14 protein-coding genes and 1 pseudogene are annotated in these 17,041 nt (G+C 68.7%); 6 read left to right on the top strand and 9 right to left on the bottom strand.

From position 1 onward, the window contains the following. The first annotated feature begins 4 nt into the window (after window positions 1-4). Entirely contained in the window at window positions 5-1,909 is a 1,905-nt protein-coding gene (locus O1Q96_RS17320) for a serine/threonine-protein kinase (RefSeq protein ID WP_419586905.1), read from the top strand. Between the two features lie 305 nt (window positions 1,910-2,214). On the opposite strand, the gene O1Q96_RS17325 is transcribed toward O1Q96_RS17320, so the two are convergent. Continuing rightward, window positions 2,215-3,279, bottom strand: coding sequence for a LacI family DNA-binding transcriptional regulator (locus tag O1Q96_RS17325; protein ID WP_269249041.1), 1,065 nt, complete (start codon window positions 3,277-3,279; stop codon window positions 2,215-2,217). A gap of 192 nt (window positions 3,280-3,471) precedes the next feature. On the opposite strand from O1Q96_RS17325, the gene O1Q96_RS17330 reads away from it, so the two are divergent. Together O1Q96_RS17330 and O1Q96_RS17335 are read left to right on the top strand one after the other, a co-directional pair. Next, window positions 3,472-4,431: an ROK family protein gene (locus O1Q96_RS17330; RefSeq protein WP_269249042.1), complete on the top strand. Its 960-nt coding sequence runs from the start codon at window positions 3,472-3,474 to the stop codon at window positions 4,429-4,431. Window positions 4,432-4,617: 186 nt separating this feature from the next. Continuing rightward, window positions 4,618-4,812 carry a hypothetical protein gene (locus O1Q96_RS17335; RefSeq protein WP_269249043.1) on the top strand — a complete coding sequence of 65 codons (195 nt, stop codon included), beginning with the start codon at window positions 4,618-4,620 and terminating at the stop codon, window positions 4,810-4,812. Between the two features lie 608 nt (window positions 4,813-5,420). Here the strand turns inward: O1Q96_RS17335 and O1Q96_RS17340 are convergent. From O1Q96_RS17340 to O1Q96_RS17375, 8 genes and pseudogenes are all read right to left on the bottom strand, one after another. Beyond that, window positions 5,421-5,702, bottom strand: coding sequence for a hypothetical protein (locus tag O1Q96_RS17340; RefSeq protein WP_269249044.1), 282 nt, complete (start codon window positions 5,700-5,702; stop codon window positions 5,421-5,423). A 20-nt stretch (window positions 5,703-5,722) separates the two neighbouring features. Next, a pseudogene (locus O1Q96_RS17345) lies at window positions 5,723-5,950 on the bottom strand (AlbA family DNA-binding domain-containing protein); the annotation flags it as partial. 739 nt (window positions 5,951-6,689) lie between these two features. Beyond that, on the bottom strand, window positions 6,690-8,129 hold the full coding sequence (locus tag O1Q96_RS17350; protein WP_269249045.1) for a hypothetical protein: 1,440 nt from the start codon (window positions 8,127-8,129) through the stop codon (window positions 6,690-6,692). Between the two features lie 328 nt (window positions 8,130-8,457). After that, a complete protein-coding gene (locus tag O1Q96_RS17355; protein ID WP_269249046.1) occupies window positions 8,458-9,429 on the bottom strand; it encodes a HEAT repeat domain-containing protein in 972 nt (323 codons plus the stop codon). A gap of 372 nt (window positions 9,430-9,801) precedes the next feature. Beyond that, window positions 9,802-10,344 (bottom strand): HEAT repeat domain-containing protein, encoded by a 543-nt coding sequence (locus O1Q96_RS17360; protein WP_269249047.1) that lies wholly within the window; start codon window positions 10,342-10,344, stop codon window positions 9,802-9,804. Between the two features lie 430 nt (window positions 10,345-10,774). Then, a complete protein-coding gene (locus O1Q96_RS17365; protein WP_269249048.1) occupies window positions 10,775-11,038 on the bottom strand; it encodes a hypothetical protein in 264 nt (87 codons plus the stop codon). A gap of 337 nt (window positions 11,039-11,375) precedes the next feature. Next, a complete protein-coding gene (locus O1Q96_RS17370; protein ID WP_269249049.1) occupies window positions 11,376-11,924 on the bottom strand; it encodes a winged helix-turn-helix transcriptional regulator in 549 nt (182 codons plus the stop codon). A 24-nt stretch (window positions 11,925-11,948) separates the two neighbouring features. Continuing rightward, on the bottom strand, window positions 11,949-12,797 hold the full coding sequence (locus tag O1Q96_RS17375; RefSeq protein ID WP_269249050.1) for a hypothetical protein: 849 nt from the start codon (window positions 12,795-12,797) through the stop codon (window positions 11,949-11,951). Between the two features lie 94 nt (window positions 12,798-12,891). Between O1Q96_RS17375 and O1Q96_RS17380 the strand changes: the two genes are divergently transcribed. From O1Q96_RS17380 to O1Q96_RS17390, 3 genes are all read left to right on the top strand, one after another. Next, entirely contained in the window at window positions 12,892-13,902 is a 1,011-nt protein-coding gene (locus O1Q96_RS17380) for an SMODS domain-containing nucleotidyltransferase (protein ID WP_269249051.1), read from the top strand. After that, window positions 13,899-15,635, top strand: a complete 1,737-nt coding sequence (locus tag O1Q96_RS17385; protein WP_269249052.1) for a ThiF family adenylyltransferase — start codon at window positions 13,899-13,901, stop codon at window positions 15,633-15,635. The genes O1Q96_RS17380 and O1Q96_RS17385 overlap by 4 nt, the downstream gene beginning before the upstream one ends. 102 nt (window positions 15,636-15,737) lie before the next feature. After that, window positions 15,738-16,898: an SAVED domain-containing protein gene (locus O1Q96_RS17390; protein WP_269249053.1), complete on the top strand. Its 1,161-nt coding sequence runs from the start codon at window positions 15,738-15,740 to the stop codon at window positions 16,896-16,898. Window positions 16,899-17,041: the final 143 nt, after the last annotated feature.

A 17,041-nucleotide genomic window follows, 5' to 3' on the forward strand; every position in this document is an offset into this window, starting at 1 on the left:
AGCGGTGTCGGCGGGGGAGAACCAGCAGCCGGGGGAGCACGCCCGGCCCGGGGCGTCGGAACAGCCGGACGGGATCGGGCGGCTCCTTGCCGGGCGCTACCGCGTCGTGGCGCAATTGGGGCGCGGCGGTATGGGCGTCGTGTGGCGGGCTCTCGACGAGGTGCTCGGCCGTGAGGTCGCCGTCAAGGAACTGCGCACCTTCTCGGACGCCGCCGCGCCCGAACTGGCCGACCTGGGGCTGCGCATGCAGCGCGAGGCGCGCGCGGCGGCCAGGGTCCGCCACCCCGGTGTCGTCGCCGTGCACGACGTGGCCGAGGTCGACGGCCGCCCGCTGATCGTGATGGAGCTGGTGGACGGGCCGTCCCTGGACGACGTCCTGCGCGAGCGCGGCACCCTCGACGCCCGCGAGGCCGCCGGGATCGGTGCCAAGGTCATGGACGCGCTCGCCGCGGCCCACCGTGCCGGAGTCCTCCACCGTGACGTGAAGCCCGGAAACATCCTGCTCGACCGCTCCGGCCGCGTCGTCCTCACGGACTTCGGTATCGCCACGATGGACGACCCCGGCGACGGCTCCGCCACGCACCTCACGCGCAGTGGCGAACTGGTCGGCTCCCTGGACTACTTGGCGCCCGAGCGCGCCCAGGGACACGAGCCGGGCCCCGCCTCCGACATCTGGGCCCTGGGCGCCACGCTGTACGCGGCCGTCGAGGGTGCCTCGCCGTTCCGCCGCACCTCCACCTGGTCCACTCTCACGGCGATCGTCGTCGAACCGCTGCCGGAACCGCAGCGCGCCGGGCCTCTCGGCCCCGTGCTGCGGGAGCTGATGCACAAGCAGCCCGACGCCCGCCCGGACGCCGGCCGGGCCCGTGAGCTGCTGGAGACGGCAGCACGGACTCCCGACCAGGACTCGGCCACGCGTGGGCTGCGGGCTCCCGCGCCCCCCGTTCGGAACGAGACCGAACGGAGCGTGCCGGTGGTACCGCCCGGCTTCGGGCCCCCGCAGTCCGGCGCCGCGGGATTCGGGCCGGCCGGCAGCGCTTCGGACGGGAGCGGATCCCGGCCCGGAGGCCCCGACCCGGACCGCCAGGGACACGGCGCAGCGCACCCGGGCGCGGTCGGCACTCCGGCAGTCGGCACTCCGGCGGGTCCGACGCCGACCGGGCCTTCCGGCCCCGGAGGCTTCGGTCCGCCGCAGCCGCCACCAGGAACGGCCACGTCCGCCACGGCCCCGCAGGCCGCGACTGCGGCTCCCCGCCGTCGCAGGGGGCGCGTCCTGCTCGCGGCCGCGGCCGTCACCGTCGTGCTGGCCGCGACGGGCGTCACCCTCGCCCTTCTGAAGGGCACCGACGAGTCCGGTTCGGCGGGTCGGTCCACCAACTCCCGTGGCGCCGGCGAAACCGCCTCCCCCGGCGCCACCCGCGGCTCGGTCGACCTGACGGACGACAGCAGGCCGACGAAGCAGGCCGACAAGAAGAAGCCGGCGCCCCCGAGCGAGAAGCCGGACCGCACCGAGGACGCCGAGCCCACGGGCAAGGCTCCCGCCCCCTCGCCCACGACCACCGACGGCGGCACGACGGGAGGAGGTTCCGGCGGCGGTACGGGCGGCGGCGAGGACCCCGGCCCCGAACCGGTCTGCCACGCCATCGGCGGCGGCAAGTACAACTGCGTGGTCTGGAGGACAGCCACGTCCTACACCGCCGCGGGAGCCGAGGCGGGCACACTCAACGCCGGCACCAACTACTTCTACTGTCAGCAGAACCTGGGCCGCCGCGAGACCTACGGGGAGTGGACGAACACCTGGTGGGCGAGGACCGACGACGACAGCGGCAACACCGGTGTCTTCGTCAGCGACGTCTACATCAAGGGCGGGGACAACGACTCACCGCTGCCGGGACTGCCCGTCTGCTGACCGCGTACATACGTCCTCCTTCCGCCCTGGACGCACTCCTCGCGGCCGGAAGCCGTCGTCCGGCCCTCCTGGGCGAAGAGTCCCTTCGGCATGGAACCGCAGATCGCCGCGCGCCCGGTCAAGGACTCCCCGGGCGCGGAGCCGAACAACTTCCGCAACCGCGGGGGCTCGGTTCGGCACTCCGTGAGGAGTTCCGCGAGAGGCCGCCGGCTCCCGGGACGGACCGGAGGGGCCGGCGCGGTTCGGGCGGCCGAACCGAGGGCTTCGGGAACGCGACCGGAAAAGTCGTCCCGGGGCTCCATGTATCAGTGGGCGGGCGGCAGTTCGCCCGAGCCTCGGGTGATCAGACGGGTCCGCAGCTCGATGCGTTCGGGCAGGACGAGTGAGCCGTCGAGCTGACGGAAGAGACGCTCGGCGGCGGTGCGGCCGAGCTGAGCGGCGTCCTGGGCGACGACGGTGACCCCGGGCTGCAGGAGGTCGGCGAGCTCGATGTCGTCGAATCCGACGAGGGCCACGGGACGGGAGCGCTCGGCGATGACACGTACGACCGTGACCGTCACGCGGTTGTTGCCCGCGAAGACGGCGGTCACGGGGGAGGAGCCCGAGAGCATGCCCTCGGCCGCCCGGCGGACCCGCTCGGGATCGGTGACGCCCAGCGACATCCAGGCGTCCTCCACCGCAATGCCGGCGTCCTCCATGGCGGCGCGGTAACCGCGCAGACGCTCGGCGGCGGTGTGGATACGGGGCATGTCGCCGATGAACCCGATCCTGCGGTGGCCGTGGGCGATGAGATGGGCGACACCGTCACGTGCGCCGCCGAAGCTGTCCGACAGCACGACGTCCGCGTCGATCTGCCCGGCGGGGCGGTCCACGAACACCGTGGCGACGCCCGCCTTTATCTCGGGCTCCAGATAGCGGTGGTCGTCACCGGCCGGGATGATGACGAGCCCGTCCACGCGGCGCGCGCACAGCGCGAGGACCAGCTCCTGCTCGCGGTCCGGGTCCTCGGCGCTCGATCCGTTGATCAACAGGGCGCCGTGGGCGCGGGCCACCTCTTCCACCGCCCGGCTCAGCGGACCGTAGAAGGGGTCCGCCAGGTCCTCCAGGACGAGCCCGATGCTCGCGGTACGGCCCTTGCGGAGCACCCGCGCGCTGTCGTTGCGCCGGAAGCCCAGCGCGTCGATCGCCTCCTGCACCCGGCGCTCGGTGTCCGGGGTGACCCCGGGCTCGCCGTTGACTACACGCGATACCGTCTTCAGGCCGACCCCGGCACGCGCCGCGACGTCCTTCATCGTCGGACGGTTGCCGTAGCGGCTCTCGGTTCGGCGGGCGATCTCGGCCACGATGCGCTGTCCTGTCCTGTAGTCCATGGGGCTGCGTCGGTCCTGACGGGCTCGTAGGTCGCCGTATCGGGGTGTGGCGTCGAGCATAGAGCCTGGACAACGTTGTCAGATGCGGGAGAGACTGTCCATCGCATTCTCCGGCCCGGCCTCCCCGACCGCGCGCCCGGCCTGCCCTTTCCTCATGGTCCAATCGGGATCCACACAGGAGAACTGACACTGATGCACACCGACCTCGTGGCCGCGCTCGACATCGGCGGCACCAAGATCGCCGGAGCGCTGGTGGACGGCCATGGCCGGATCCTGCTGCGCGCCCAGCGGCCGACGCCCGCGCAGGAGCACGGCGACATCGTCATGCGGGCCGTCGAGGCCGTGCTCGGCGAACTGACCGGCTCTCCGCTGTGGAACCGGGCCACGGCGGTCGGCATCGGCAGTGCCGGTCCCGTGGATGCCTCGGCGGGCACGGTGAGTCCCGTGAACGTGCCCGGCTGGCGCGACTACCCCCTCGTCGAGCGGGTCCGTGCCGTGACGGCGGGGCTGCCCGTCGAGCTGATCGGCGACGGAGTGGCGATCACGGCGGCCGAGCACTGGCAGGGAGCGGCCCGCGGCCACGACAACGCGCTCTGCATGGTCGTCTCGACGGGGGTCGGCGGCGGCCTGGTCCTCGGCGGACAGCTGCACCCGGGGCCCACGGGCAACGCCGGTCACATCGGCCACATCAGCGTGGAGCTCGACGGTGACCTGTGTCCGTGCGGGTCACGCGGGTGCGTCGAGCGCATCGCGAGCGGCCCGAACATCGCGCGCCGTGCCGTCGAGGGCGGCTGGCGGCCGGGTTCCGACGGGGACACCTCGGCGGCCGCCGTGGCCGCCGCCGCGCGTGCCGGTGACCCGGTGGCGACAGCCTCGTTCGAGCGTGCCGCGCAGGCCCTGGCGGCGGGCATCGCGGCGACGGCGACTTTGGTGGAGATCGACATCGCGGTGATCGGCGGAGGAGTGGGCAAGGCCGGCGAGGTCCTCTTCGCGCCCCTGCGCGCCGCCCTGCGCGACTACGCCACCCTGTCGTTCGTGCAGAGGCTCACCGTGACGCCCGCCCAGATGGGTACGGACGCGGGTCTGGTGGGTGCCGCGGCCGCCGCGCTCAGCCGCAGGCCGAGCACGTCCACGGCGGGTGTGGCCGGCTGACGCGCGGAGCTGCGGGCGGGCGCCCGTGGCTCCGGGGGCACGGCCCGGTCTGCTCCCGCTGCGGCGCCGGGGCGGGAACGTCGTCGAGGGGGCTCGCGGCGCCCCCGGGGCGCCACGACGGTGGAACTTCACGGCTTCCGGGCGGCGCGACCGTGACCCATGGGCGGCTCGGCAGTTGAACCGGGCATGAAGAAGCGCAGCATGCTCGCCATCGCGTCCCTCGCCGCCGGTTTCGTGGTGGCGGCCGTCACCCCGTCCCACTCGCTCGACGGTGACGCCCTCAGCAGTCTCGACCTGCAGAACACTCTCAGCAGTGTCGACCAGACGGTCAGCGACGGCAGTCTGGCCACGGAGGACAACCCCCTGGGGCAGGACGGCTGACCCGCCCGGCCGACCCGTCGCGACCATCAGCCCGGCCCGTCGAGGGCCGGGCTTTGGCGTCTGTTCGGCCCGCCGGACGCGACCTCATCAGGAGCTGGTTTCCGTGGCAGGGTGGAGCGGGCAAGCCTCAGGGGGCCAACAGCAGAGGGGGAACCGTGATTGTCTGGATCAAGGGCTGCGCCGACGTAAAGCCCGGTCAGCGTCCCTACCTGCGTCTATCCAGTCCCAATACCTAGCCTCACTTAGCCTCCACATGCCCTGGCTAGCCTTGATGAAGAAGATCTTTCTCCCATCCGTCTCCCATGGGGAGACCGGGAACGGCCCACTCGCCGGGGGCTGTTCGCGTGAGACCAGGTCGGGGCGTCCGTCTGGGGATGCGCATCGCGCCCCGCCCTGGTCGTCTGGTGTGTTCAAGTCGGTGGGCTCGCTGTGAGCTGTCGCTGCGGAGGGCACTCGGGCCCGGCGTCTGCAGATCGCCGATCAGATCCGCGCCGCTCGAGCCCGCCGGGCTGCACCCGGGAGACCGCCGCCATCCGGGCCGGCCTCTCGCTCGACACATACTGTGTCGTTGCGAAGCGCAGGCAGAGCGATGCGTTGCTGTTCGGCGTTTACGGCAAGCTGGTCCAGGTCGCGCAGGAGTGGGGCGGAGCGATCCTGAGGCGGCCGTCGGGCGGGTCGAGTGTCGTGCTGCAGCCGCTGACGATGTGGTCTCCCATGGGCAGGTTGATACCGGTGCGGAAGATGAAGTCGGCGATGGGGTTGCCCTCGTTGTCCCACGCCAGGTTCGGGGACATGACGTTCTGCCCCATGGGCAGCACTCCCGCGGACGGTTCCTCGCGGGCCAGTTGGAGGAGCCGGGCGCGGTCGGCGGTGGCGTTCCGTCCGCTCAAACGGATCGGAGCTTTCAGCTTCACCAGGACAGGCCGGGCGCGACGTTGGCGTCCACGCGGATGATCACTACGCTGCGCCCGGAGCCGTCGTCGAAGGGGACGTTCAAGAAGGCCGGTTCCCAGGGCGGGTCGAGTGTCGTGCTGCAGCCGCTGACGATCTGGTCGATCGTCTGCTGGGCGTTGACGCCGATGACGCGCTCGGTGCCCGGCTCGTCCTTGTCGTTGACGCCCACCAGGATCATGCCGCCGTAGGTGTTGGCCCGCGATGGTCGTCACCAGACTGGAGGAGTACTCGCGCTTGAACTCCAGCGTCAGGCTTTCCATCTGATCCGGTTGCGCGGCGAGGGCACGGATGCGCTCGATCGTCAGGTCCGCCGCGGACACGGCGAACAAGGAGTTGTTCATCCCCTCATATTCCGCCGACAGCCTGAGGCCCCACAGCGAATATCCGCATCAGCCGGCCGCGCAGGGTGGGTCGGACAGTCATGAGGGCCGAGTGGGGGCGGGGTTGTGGCGGAGGGTGAACCAGATGGCTTGGGCGTGTGAAGTGGGGTGGCTGCCCCAGGTATGGGCGAGTGCCGTCCGGCGCCGTCGACCCACCGTGCGCAGTGAGTGACGAACGCCGAGCCGTCGGGGATGCGCCACTTCTCAACCTCGGCGCGCTGCTGTGCTGCCCATGGGGCAGCGAGGTCGCCGTGCCAGTCGGTGCCCGGCTCGGCCGCGGTCACCGTCCGGCCGCCGGCCGGATGGGCAGGGCCGCGAGCGGGGACCGGCGGCCCGCGGAGGTCGCGAGCACTGCTACCCAGTCGATGCGGGGGCTGCGGGCGAGGCGGTCCAGGCCCCCCCCCTGGCGGGGGCTTCGGCATGGTAGTGACGTGTTCGAGTCAAGTATGCCGCTGTGCTTTAAAAGCGGCATGCCGGAGCTGATGGGGCAGTCACTCACCTGCGGCTGTCCCGTGGCGGGCTGGCACCTACACATCCGGGGTGTCAGTCGCTGGTGGTTCCCAGGACATCGTCGGCCGGATTCCACTGACCGTCTTTGCCGAACGGCCACGGATAGGCGTAGGTGTTGCCTCTGAAGCAGTCGCGCAGGTCGTGTGGTGTGGCCGGAGGATCGGCAGGAACGGCGAGGGCGTCGGCGAGCGGGTCGATGGACGCCGCGTACTGCTCAGCCCACTGCGTCCAGTCCGCCGCGGCGTCCGCCTGGCGGGCTGCGGAGCAGAACGCCCGGATGTCCTCCGCCAGGCGCCAGCGTTCCACCTGACCGGTGAGAATCGCCCCGCGGTGCTGTGTGATCTGGGCTGCACGGGCCTGGCGCAGCGCCTTGTACCAGTTCCGCTTGCGTGCGGCCTCTTCCTGTTCCTTCGCGATGCGTTGCTGTTCGGCGTGTACGGCAAGCTGGTCCAGGTCGCGCAGGAGGTGGCCGAGCCGGTCTTCCAGTTTCCACCGTGCGCCGTCCGCGCAGCTGTAGGCCGGGGTGTAGTAGCTGTTCAGGTGGGGGGACGCGATCCTGAGGCGGCCGTCGGGGTGGTGGTCGTACTTCGGAGGTTTCCGCGCCCAGGGATTCTTCTCGAGGTTGCGCAGTTCCTGGGGTGTGGGCTCATGGGGTGCTTTGCTCGTGAGTTCGGTGATCTGCCAGGGGTAGTCGTGGGCGCCGATGCGGATGACCAGCTGGTGGGTCGCTTCCCCGCGGTGCAGGCTGCTGTCGGTGGTGACCTCCCAGCCGCGCCGTTCGGCCTCGGTGATCAGTGCATGGGCGATGCGCAGGGCCCGGTCGGTGAGGTGGCGGGAGATGTTCATCGGTACGACGTCGGGCACATCCCGCGTGTCCGCGGTGGTCTTCGAACGCCCCAGTTTCTTGAGCGTGCGGGCGACCAGCGGATGCGGTTTACGCGGGAGTTCGTCAGGTACCTCCACCGTGGGAACGGCAGGCGGTTCAGCAGCCTTGCGAGCGGCTTCGTCCACGACCTTCAAGACCATGTCGCCTTTGTCCCGGCCCTTGATCTGCAGCTTGCAGCCGTTGGGGACATGTCCGTGATGCAGTGCGTGATAGTAGGCCGCGCGCCAGCGGGCGCGGGTCTTGGGCCCGCAATCCGGCACGGTAAGTGTTCCGCCGGCTTCTCGGATCCGGACCAGGAGCGCAGGTCCGTCCGCCGGTGCGAGAGCAGCCTGGGCCGGGTCGTCCTTCAGCCGCTGCTTCTGCGCTTCCGCCTCCTTGGGATGCTTCCCGTGCTTGAGATAGAAACGGCCATCAGCCGTGACGACCGCGGTCCGGCGGCCTGCGGCTCCGTAGCCGGTCTTCACCAGCGTCCGCTGCTCTAGCGCCCACAGCACACCGCTGTGTACGCCCTGTACATCGAACGCCTTCGACGCTGCCGCCACCTGCTTCAGCAGCTCCAACTGTTTGCCACTCAGCGAATACTTCACAGTCCCTTCCCCCACTCCCCGCCCGCCGTGTGCGCTGGGCCTCGACTGAAGGCAGTAAGACGCAACCTCCACTGGGCCTGTAGCCGGAATGGGAAGATTTCACCCCCGCGAGTCACGTCCTGGCGACACCGGCAACTGTGGCAAGGGGCTTGGGTTCGTGGGGTGGTAGCACAGGCCGATGTGGGTTCTGGCTTGGGGTGTTGGGGGTTCACTCGGTCGGTTGAGACTTCTTGGGATGCTTCAGGATTTGTGAAGGCGGGGCGGTATCCAAGAGGGGCAGAGCACGCCGGGGCTGGGGGAGGGTTGGTGGATGTGATGGTCCTCCACCTCAAGGATCGTCAAGCATTGTTTCGGGGATGTTCGCCGTGAGCATTTCGTCGATGCAGCTGCGCAGCCCGACGCCGGTGGGGTCGATCCAGGTGAGCCATGGCACCGGCTGGAGCAGGCCGTCGTATGGACGGGTGCCGGGGTCGGTGAGGAGGGCGCGGAGCTCGTCGGGGGCGGGGTGGGTGACCAGGCACAGCCAGGCCAGGCCGGCGCCGATGCGGACCTCGGGCGGTCGTCCGGGATCCGACCATAGGCCCCGGGCCCAACTGGGAGCGTGTTCATCCTGGTGTTCGCGGGCGAGTTGGGCGATCGCCAGGATCAGGCTCACCCGGACTACCGCATCGTCTTCCTTCGCCAGCCTGGACTGCAGAGCAGAGGAGACGTGTGAAAGCTCGCTGGTCGCCGCCAGGACGTAGGCGGTCATGGAGCGGACCTCGGGGTCGGGGTCGGAGAGAAGCGGGAGCAGTAGGTGCAGGTCGTTTGTGACTGCCTGACGGGCGGCCTGGATTGTCCAGTCCACCGGGCACATCGTGCTGCCCTCGATCATCAGGGGATCCTCGGCGATCTGGAGCAGGCCTTCCCGTGATCCGTCCCCCATGTGCTGGCACCGGCCGATCTCGGCGATCAGGCGAAGGGTTTGGGCACGGAGTTCGGGGCGCGCGGTCGCCGCGATCCTGAGCAGGAACGGCACCGCCAGTGCTCCCACCGCGATCGTGCCGCCCTGGTGGTGAAGACTCGTCCAGAGCTGCCGCAGGGCCCTGTCGGCAGCTTCGGTGTCCCCGGACGCGAGCGTGGCGAGCAGGCGGGGGATCTCCTCACCGGGGCCGTAGTAGTGCCGGAACCGCTGCCAGGGGACCTCGTCGTACCTGAACCCGTCCTTGACCTCCCGCGGGATCGCGCTGACGGCCGCCCGCACGTCGCAGTCCGTGCCGACCCACCGTTCCGGCCAGTCGTCCCAACGGTCATCGTCCATGGCTTGGCCTTCCAGTCCATCGACAGCATCCGAATGCCGGGAGTTTAGCGACCGGTGATCAAGAGACGGACCGCTTCTGCCGCACTCCGGTGGCACCGCACCATGGCGACGTCATTTCTCGTGAGCATCTGCTGCACTCAAGATCGCCAACTGCTGCCCAAACTGCTGATCAAACGCTGCTACGTCACGTGAACGAAGCCACTTGGGAAAGCGCTGGGAAGACGGCGCTCCTGCCGTCGTACACGCGGACTGCGGCTCGTTCTCTACGGCCAGTTCCCTGAGGGTGACCTCAGGCCTCCGGTGGCCGCGCCCGGCCGGTGAAGAAGCGGCGGCCCAGCCGGCACGGCGGGCGCAAGCCGACCGGTGGGCTGCTCATCTCGCCGCTGCCCGGAGGGCCCGTTCGTAGATGGTCCCGCCGGGTGTGAACCAACCCGCTTTCTTCCGCACTGCGGGGCTCGGGTCGTTGGCGTGAGACGCCTTCAAGGCTGCGAGGGCGCGTGCATCGGAGTGGGTGAACTTGCCGACGAGTTCGGCTGCCATCGCCCGGACGTGCGGGTCGGGGTCTGAGATCAGGTGGTGCAGCGCGGGGCCGAGGACCCGGTCCGGGCCCGGTGCGCAGGCGTCGCCCTTGCACCGGTCACAGGCCAGAGCATGGAATGCGGCGGTCCTGACCCGGGCGTCGGGGTCGTCGGCCATGCTGATGAGTTCGCCCATCGACTCGGTGTCGACCAGGTGATCGAGAAGGCGGCAGCAGCCCTCACGGACGGCCGGATTCGTGTCCTGCAGGCCGGTGCGGATGGCGCTCAGTGCGTTCTCTCCGCGTCGCAGCAGCTCGCGGTATGCCGCCACGGTGCGCTGAGGATCGCCCAAGCACGAAACGAGGGCTTCGTCGTCGGTCTTGATGAACCCGAGCATGTCCTCAGTCTGGAGTCAGGTGGCCGATCCCGGCAAAGGGATTTCCGCTCTCACGACCTAAGGCGGCCTGGGCCTCGGAACTGCGCAGTGTGTGATCTTGCAGTGAGACCGTCTCTGCGTGGCTGGTGTGATTACGGCGTCGGAGCCGTCCTGCATAACCGCGTTCAGCGGGCTGAGTCCGCATCATTGCGCAACGCACCGGCGCAGGCGAGCGGCGTCCCGGGGCGCTGGGTGGAGCCGCCTGGGACGCCGCTGCGAGTCAGAGCGTGCCGTGAGCCTCTATGGTCTCGGCCCGGTATTGGTGGGGTCAGCGGCGGTGGTTGCCGCCGGCGTGGTGGCGGCCCCAGGACTGGTCGTCGATGCGGCGGCCGTTGTCGTTGCGGGGCTCCCCGCCGAAGAACGGGAAGCCCCACTTGCCTGCCTGCGTCGGTCAACCGGCCATGGCCGCCACGACCAGCGCAACAGCAGTACCGCACAGCAGCACTACAAGCGGCCATGCCAGCCGGCCGCGCTCGGTACGCCTGCGCCACAGCACCAGCCACAGCGCACACGCCGCCACGAACACGACCGTCACACCGCTCAGCTCGCCCTCCCGCCACGCCACCTGCACGGCGCCAGGGTTAGCACCCCATACAAGGAGCGCAGCGAGGACGCCCACGGTCAGCGCACACACCGCTTCCAGCAACCTGCTCATACGGTGTCCTTCTTCTCCGGCGTCTCCGGGTCAGTGCGCGGGCGGAACGGACGGATTGACCTCGACGGTCTCCGTCTTGCGGCCTTCTGCGGCGGCTGCCCGCACGGTACATCGGTTGGCGTCCGGGATACGCCAGGGTTGTTGCAGCCAAATGATGGCGCGATCCAGTGCAGTTGAAGAATGCCCCACCCTGCAAGCTCGCGGACCTTGGCACGACGGTGAAGTCCTTGGGGGGGGGGCGGGGTAAACGAGTGTTTTCGCCTCCCCTCCCGAACGGCCGAATCGTCACATCGGTCACGTCCGGCCAGCACATCTCAACAAGATCGTGTTACGAGCACTACGGCAGGGTGTACATGAACTCCTTGCCGCCCCGCTCCGGTCCGGGTGCGCGGTTGCGGCTCAAGGCTCCCGCTTGGACAAGGCGTTTAAGCCGGTTGTTGGCGTTGGTGACGGAAATACCGAGTGCTTCGGCCAGCTCCTGGGCACGGAAGGTGCCGAGGCGGCGGGCGTGGGTGTAGGTGTCCGGCATGACAGTGGTGTCGCCCAGCAACGTGTGGTCCTCGCCCTGCACGGCGAACTGCTTGCGACGCTCGAGGCAGACGGTGACGGACTCACGGGTCTCCTCGTTCAGCCCGATCAGCCGGACCGCGGCAGCCTGCACGTCGCCAGCCGCCAGGGACACGTAGAGCTTGCCGAGGAACTCGTCCACGAAACTGTGGGTCATGGCTTCGGTGCCGGTGAAGTCGATTTCCAGCACGGGGGCCGGACCGGACACATTGAGTACGGTCTCCAGCTCACTACGCTTGTGCGCCCCCGTGCCGCGGGTGGACAGGAACGTACCCGGTTTACTGACGGGGAAGGTGAGCATTTGCTTTTTCGCCTTCATTGAACGCATTGAAGCACAGCGCGGTTAACCGGGGAACGAGACTCTCAGCCAGGCCCAGGTGCCCGCCACTCGCTCTGGGGTGCGCCGATAGGAGGTAAAGGCGTGCTCCCGGTAGTGGCTGGCCGTCACGGCGCCGTCGCCGCTGCGCAGGATCAGGCTCGTGATCGCAGTCTCTCTGACCCCGTCCAGGACATCAGGAAGACCGTAGCCGCGGTCCTCGTCTGTTCCGCTGGCGCGGGGACTCAGCGCACGTTCCAGCGCGTGGATACTGTCGGTTACGTCGGAGTGCTGCTGGTTGCGGCGCAGGTGACTGAGTACTCCCACTCCGGTGTCGCAGACCGAGACCTCCAGTCGCCTGCGGCCGGTGGTCCTGCCGCTGTAGGCCTGCGCGGTAATGAAGGCGCCCAACTCGCTGGTTCCGTGACTCACCGCGTTGTCGATGAGCTCACCCAGCCCGGTGAACGCCTGTCTTCCGAAGCGCTTTCCCAGGTGGTTGGTTGCGACGAACCCGATCCGTTGGTTCACGTCACGGACCCCCGCACCCGTAAGGCGGGTGACCTCCAGCAAGCTGGCCGAGTGATCGTTGCGCTCGCCCTCGGAGAGGGAGCCCACGATGCGAGATCCCTCTGGCAAGTGCTTCAACAGGTCCATGCGCTGCAGATATGAGGCCACGCCACGGCGTTCGGGCAGGAGCAGGGCGATCTCCGTGTCGCTGGCCGCGTGAGTGTGGGTGAGCGCGGCCACGGCGGCGAGATCCAGCGGACTGGCGAACTCCAGGTGGCGGGCATCGATGGTCAATCCGGGTCGGGCGGTTTCCTGCAGGCGCAGGGTGCCGCGCAGCAAGGGGTGGCGGCCGGGCAGCTCAAGTAACACGACACACCAGTATGCCCTCCGGTCGGCCGTGCCGCGGCCGTCTGTGGTGCCCCCGTGCTACGGTTTCACGACCTTCAATGAAGACGATGTACGGATGGTGCCAGTGCAGCTCACCGCCTGTTTCAACACGCTCCTCACGGACACGGTCAACCTGAGCCGGTTCAAGCTCGAGCTGCTCGACGAGCGAGTGGGTAACGTCTACCGGGCCTTGAAGGAGGACGAGGAGATCGGGCATCTCGTCCTCGACAAGATCCCTCAGGGGTCGTGGGCGCAGAGGACCATCATCGACCCGGTCGGTGACAACGAGTTCGACGCCGACTTCCTCCTTCTGATGGAGGAGAACCCGGACTGGCACGACAGCCCCAAGACCTACATCGACAAGGTCTACGCCGCGCTGCACCGGCACAGTCGCTACGGCGAGATGCCGCACTCGCGCAAGTGCCGTTGCGTGCGTCTGGTCTACAAGAACTCGATGCATGTGGACATCGTTCCCTACGTGCAGCTCAGCGACGGCCGCAGCGTCATTGTCAACCGGGACGACAACTGCTGGGAGGCGACGGACCCCGAGGGCTTCACGACCTGGATGCGCCAGCAGGATGGCATCACCGGTGGGAACCTGCGCAAGGTCATCCGGCTGATGAAGTACCTGCGCGACCACAAGAACTCCTTCACCGGGACACGGTCGATCATCCTGACGACCCTGCTCGGAAACCAGGTCAGCGCGACGAAGAAGCTGCTGGACCCCGGCTACTACGCCAACGTGCCCACGACCCTGCTCCACCTCGTCCAGGACCTGAACACCTACCTGCAGGCCAACACCACCAAGCCATCGATCGCCGACCCCTCCGGGTCGGGGGTCACCTTCGACCACCGGTGGACCCAGGCCACCTACACCTACTTCCGCGAGCGGATCCGCGTGCACGCCGCAGAGATCGAGGACGCGTACCACGAGCCGGACAAGGAGACCAGCATCGAGCTGTGGCAGGACCTGTTCGGCAGCGGCTTCAAGGAGCCCGAGTCGCAGCAGAGCAGCGCGAAGTTCCCCGCCGCGACCACGTCCGTGGCCGCCGTGACGACGACGGGACGGTCGGGGCGCGCTGGATGAGCAGGCGCAACTCCGGGCGGCCTGGCGCCCCCACTTCGTGGCAGAAGAAGGCACTCGCAGATCTCCGCACGATCGCCGCTGAGCAGCCGGACATCCTGCGCGTGGTGGGAGCGCCGGAGCGTACGGACGACGGCGCTGTGGCGGTCACGATCGAGATCGACACGAAGGGAACCGTCTGGCTGGAGGGCGGGCTTCTGCTCCAGCCGCGCGAGCAGTTCGTCATGCGCATCCCGCCCCACGCGCTGCTGCCCCCGCAGGTGGACGTCACCCATACGCGGTTCCTCGGACACCCCCACGTCCTGCAGGGCCACCGGCTGTGCCTGTACCTGGACCCCGCCCGGGAGTGGAACCCGGCCGACGGTATCCGCTCCAGCCTCGACCGCCTGTGGGGCTGGCTCAGCGATGCCGCGGGCAACCGGTTCGACGCCTCGACCGCCCTCTATCACGCGGTCGGCGGCGTCCTGCACCAGTCCGCGGCAGCTCCCACCATCGTCGTGCGCGAACCCGTGCCCCCAAAGAACGTGCAGGCCGGATACCTGATCCCCAGGACCGTTCAGCGCCTGGACCTCACCTTCATCCCTCGAGAGCCTCCCGCGGCACGCCTACCGGTCATCACCGCCCCGGCACCTCTGCCGATGGGAGCCGGCACCACACTGGTCCAACTCCTGCAGCAGATCGACGCATCGCCCGGCAGCGCCGCCGCTCCGTTCGCACCGGCCGTGCTGACCTCCCTGGTGACCAGCGTGGTCAGAAACGCCGACGGCACACCGCAGTACTTCCTCCTGGCCGTGCCCCACCCCGCCGGAGGACCCCCTCACCTGATCGCGGGCCGGATCCCCGCAACCGCCGCCGACGAACTACGCGACCTCGCACGGCGCCATCCCGGTTCTCTGAACAAGATCACGCCCAGCGCGGTCAACCCGACCGTCCCGATCGAATGGTGCCGCGTGTCCGACGAACGCCAAGCCGTCACCACCCGCCGCGACGCAAGCCGCCCCGTCAATAACTACCAGGACAAACACGTCCACATCTGGGGCTGCGGGGGCATCGGATCTTGGACTGCGGAGTTCATCGCACGGGCCGGAGCCGCACATATCACGCTGTGCGACCCCGGCGTCGTCACCGGCGGACTGCTCGTCCGCCAGAACTTCCTCGAGATCGACATCGGCGAGACCAAGGCCGCCGCACTCGCCGACCGCCTGCGCAACATCGACGACAACCTGACCGTCGACATCGCCAAGGGCATCCTCCCCGACGACGCCGAACAGGTCATGCACCAGGCCGACCTCGTCATCGACGCCACCATCAGCCTGGCCATCGGGCAAGCCCTGGACGTCCTCGCGCGCACACCCGACCGCAAGGCCACCCTCGCCCAGATCGCCACAGACACCCGCACCGGGACCCTGGGCATCCTCACCGCCTGCGCCCCGGACACCCTCCAAGGACCCCACACGCTGGACTCCCAGGTCGGCCTCTCCGTCCTCGGCGACCACCTACTGGAGCTGTACCACCCTCTGTGGCAAGAATCAGAACACGGCGACGAACTCGTACCAACCCGTGGCTGCTCCGTCCCCACCTTCCACGGGTCCTCAGCCGACCTCGCCGCTGTCGCCGCCACGCTCACCACGTTCCTTGGCATGCAGATGGCGGTATCGACGTCAGGAACCCACCTGATCGCCCTTCCACACGCCCACAGCGGACCCCATCATCACTACGTCCCCCCTACCCCCTAGACCGCTGGAGCGCGGCGCCACGCACCCGACCGAGCCACAAGCCCCAACGACAGCAGACGGTCAACCCACGCCTGCACCAGGCAGCCGAAAGGAGCCGCCCCCGTGGCACGCAAGTCCATCCCCGAAGTCGAGCGACTCAAGGTGTGGGTCCGCGCCGGCGGACGGTGCGAACTGTGCGGGACCTACCTTCTCGAGGGAAGACTGACCTATCAGGACTTCACCCTGGGAGAACTCGCCCACATCGTCGGACAGGAGGCCACTCCCAAGTCACCGCGGGGCATGGACCCCCTGCCGAAGGACGAACGCGACCTCGCCGACAATCTCATGCTGCTGTGCCGCGGTGAGCACAACGAAATCGACCGCAAGGGATCGCTCGATGTAATGACAGTCGAACGGCTGCGACGCATCAAACGCGACCGAGAGGAATGGATCCGACGACTGACCGCCCTCAGGCCCGAGGCCGGCACCGTGGTGATCCGGCTCATCGGACAAGTCCGCGGCCAGGAAGTCGAACTCACCAAACCGACTGCCGCGGATGCGGTCATTCGCTCCGAAGAGCGATTCCCCGAGTTCCCCCTCAGCCTCCACGGCGACGGCTTCGAGGTGGACCTGCGCCGTTTCCTCAATGAAAAGACGGCCGGCCCCGCCTACTGGGAACAGTGCAAGCAGCAGATCGACCGGGTCCTCGAACACAAGCTGGGAGAAGCACTGCGCGAAGATTCAGTGCACCACGTGAGCGTCTTCGCCTTCGCCCGCCTGCCTCTGCTTGTCTACTTCGGCTCCCGTCTGGACGACACCTTCACCGTCTCCATCTACCAGCGGCACCGCAGCACCGAATCATGGTGCTGGCCCGACCCCGGCGACGCGCCGAGGCGATTTGTCACCGAGGTGCCCCGCACTTCTCACCCCGATGCGCGGGAGGGCGCGCTGCTCTTGAACATCTCCGGATCGATTCATGCAGCAGAGCTACCCGAACAACTTGGCCGCCTTCCGCGCTGGACGATCCGTCCCCAGGGCATCACACCATCCGTCGATGTGATCAATTCGGCTTCCACGCTCGAAGAGTTCACGTCCGTCCTTCGACAACTGCTGTCTGAGCTGGAGGTCAGCCACAAGGGCATGCAACGACTGCATGTGCTGGCCGCAGTGCCCGTTTCGGCCGCGGTGACACTCGGCCGCGTACACGATGCCAACGTCCACCCCACCTTGGTCATCTACGACCGTACCGACAACCAGTACACGACGGCCTTGGAGATCTCCTGATGGCGCCGGCAAGGGGTGCTCTCGAAGGGAGCGTCGATACCCCGGCACAGACCGTTTTCCGCCAGCGTCATCAAAGGGCTCTACGCGGCCTTCATCTATCCACCACGCGAGGCCATCGATGAGCTGACCTTCTGATCACCAGG

It is taken from the genome of Streptomyces aurantiacus, assembly GCF_027107535.1.
Taxonomy (GTDB): Bacteria; Actinomycetota; Actinomycetes; order Streptomycetales; family Streptomycetaceae; genus Streptomyces.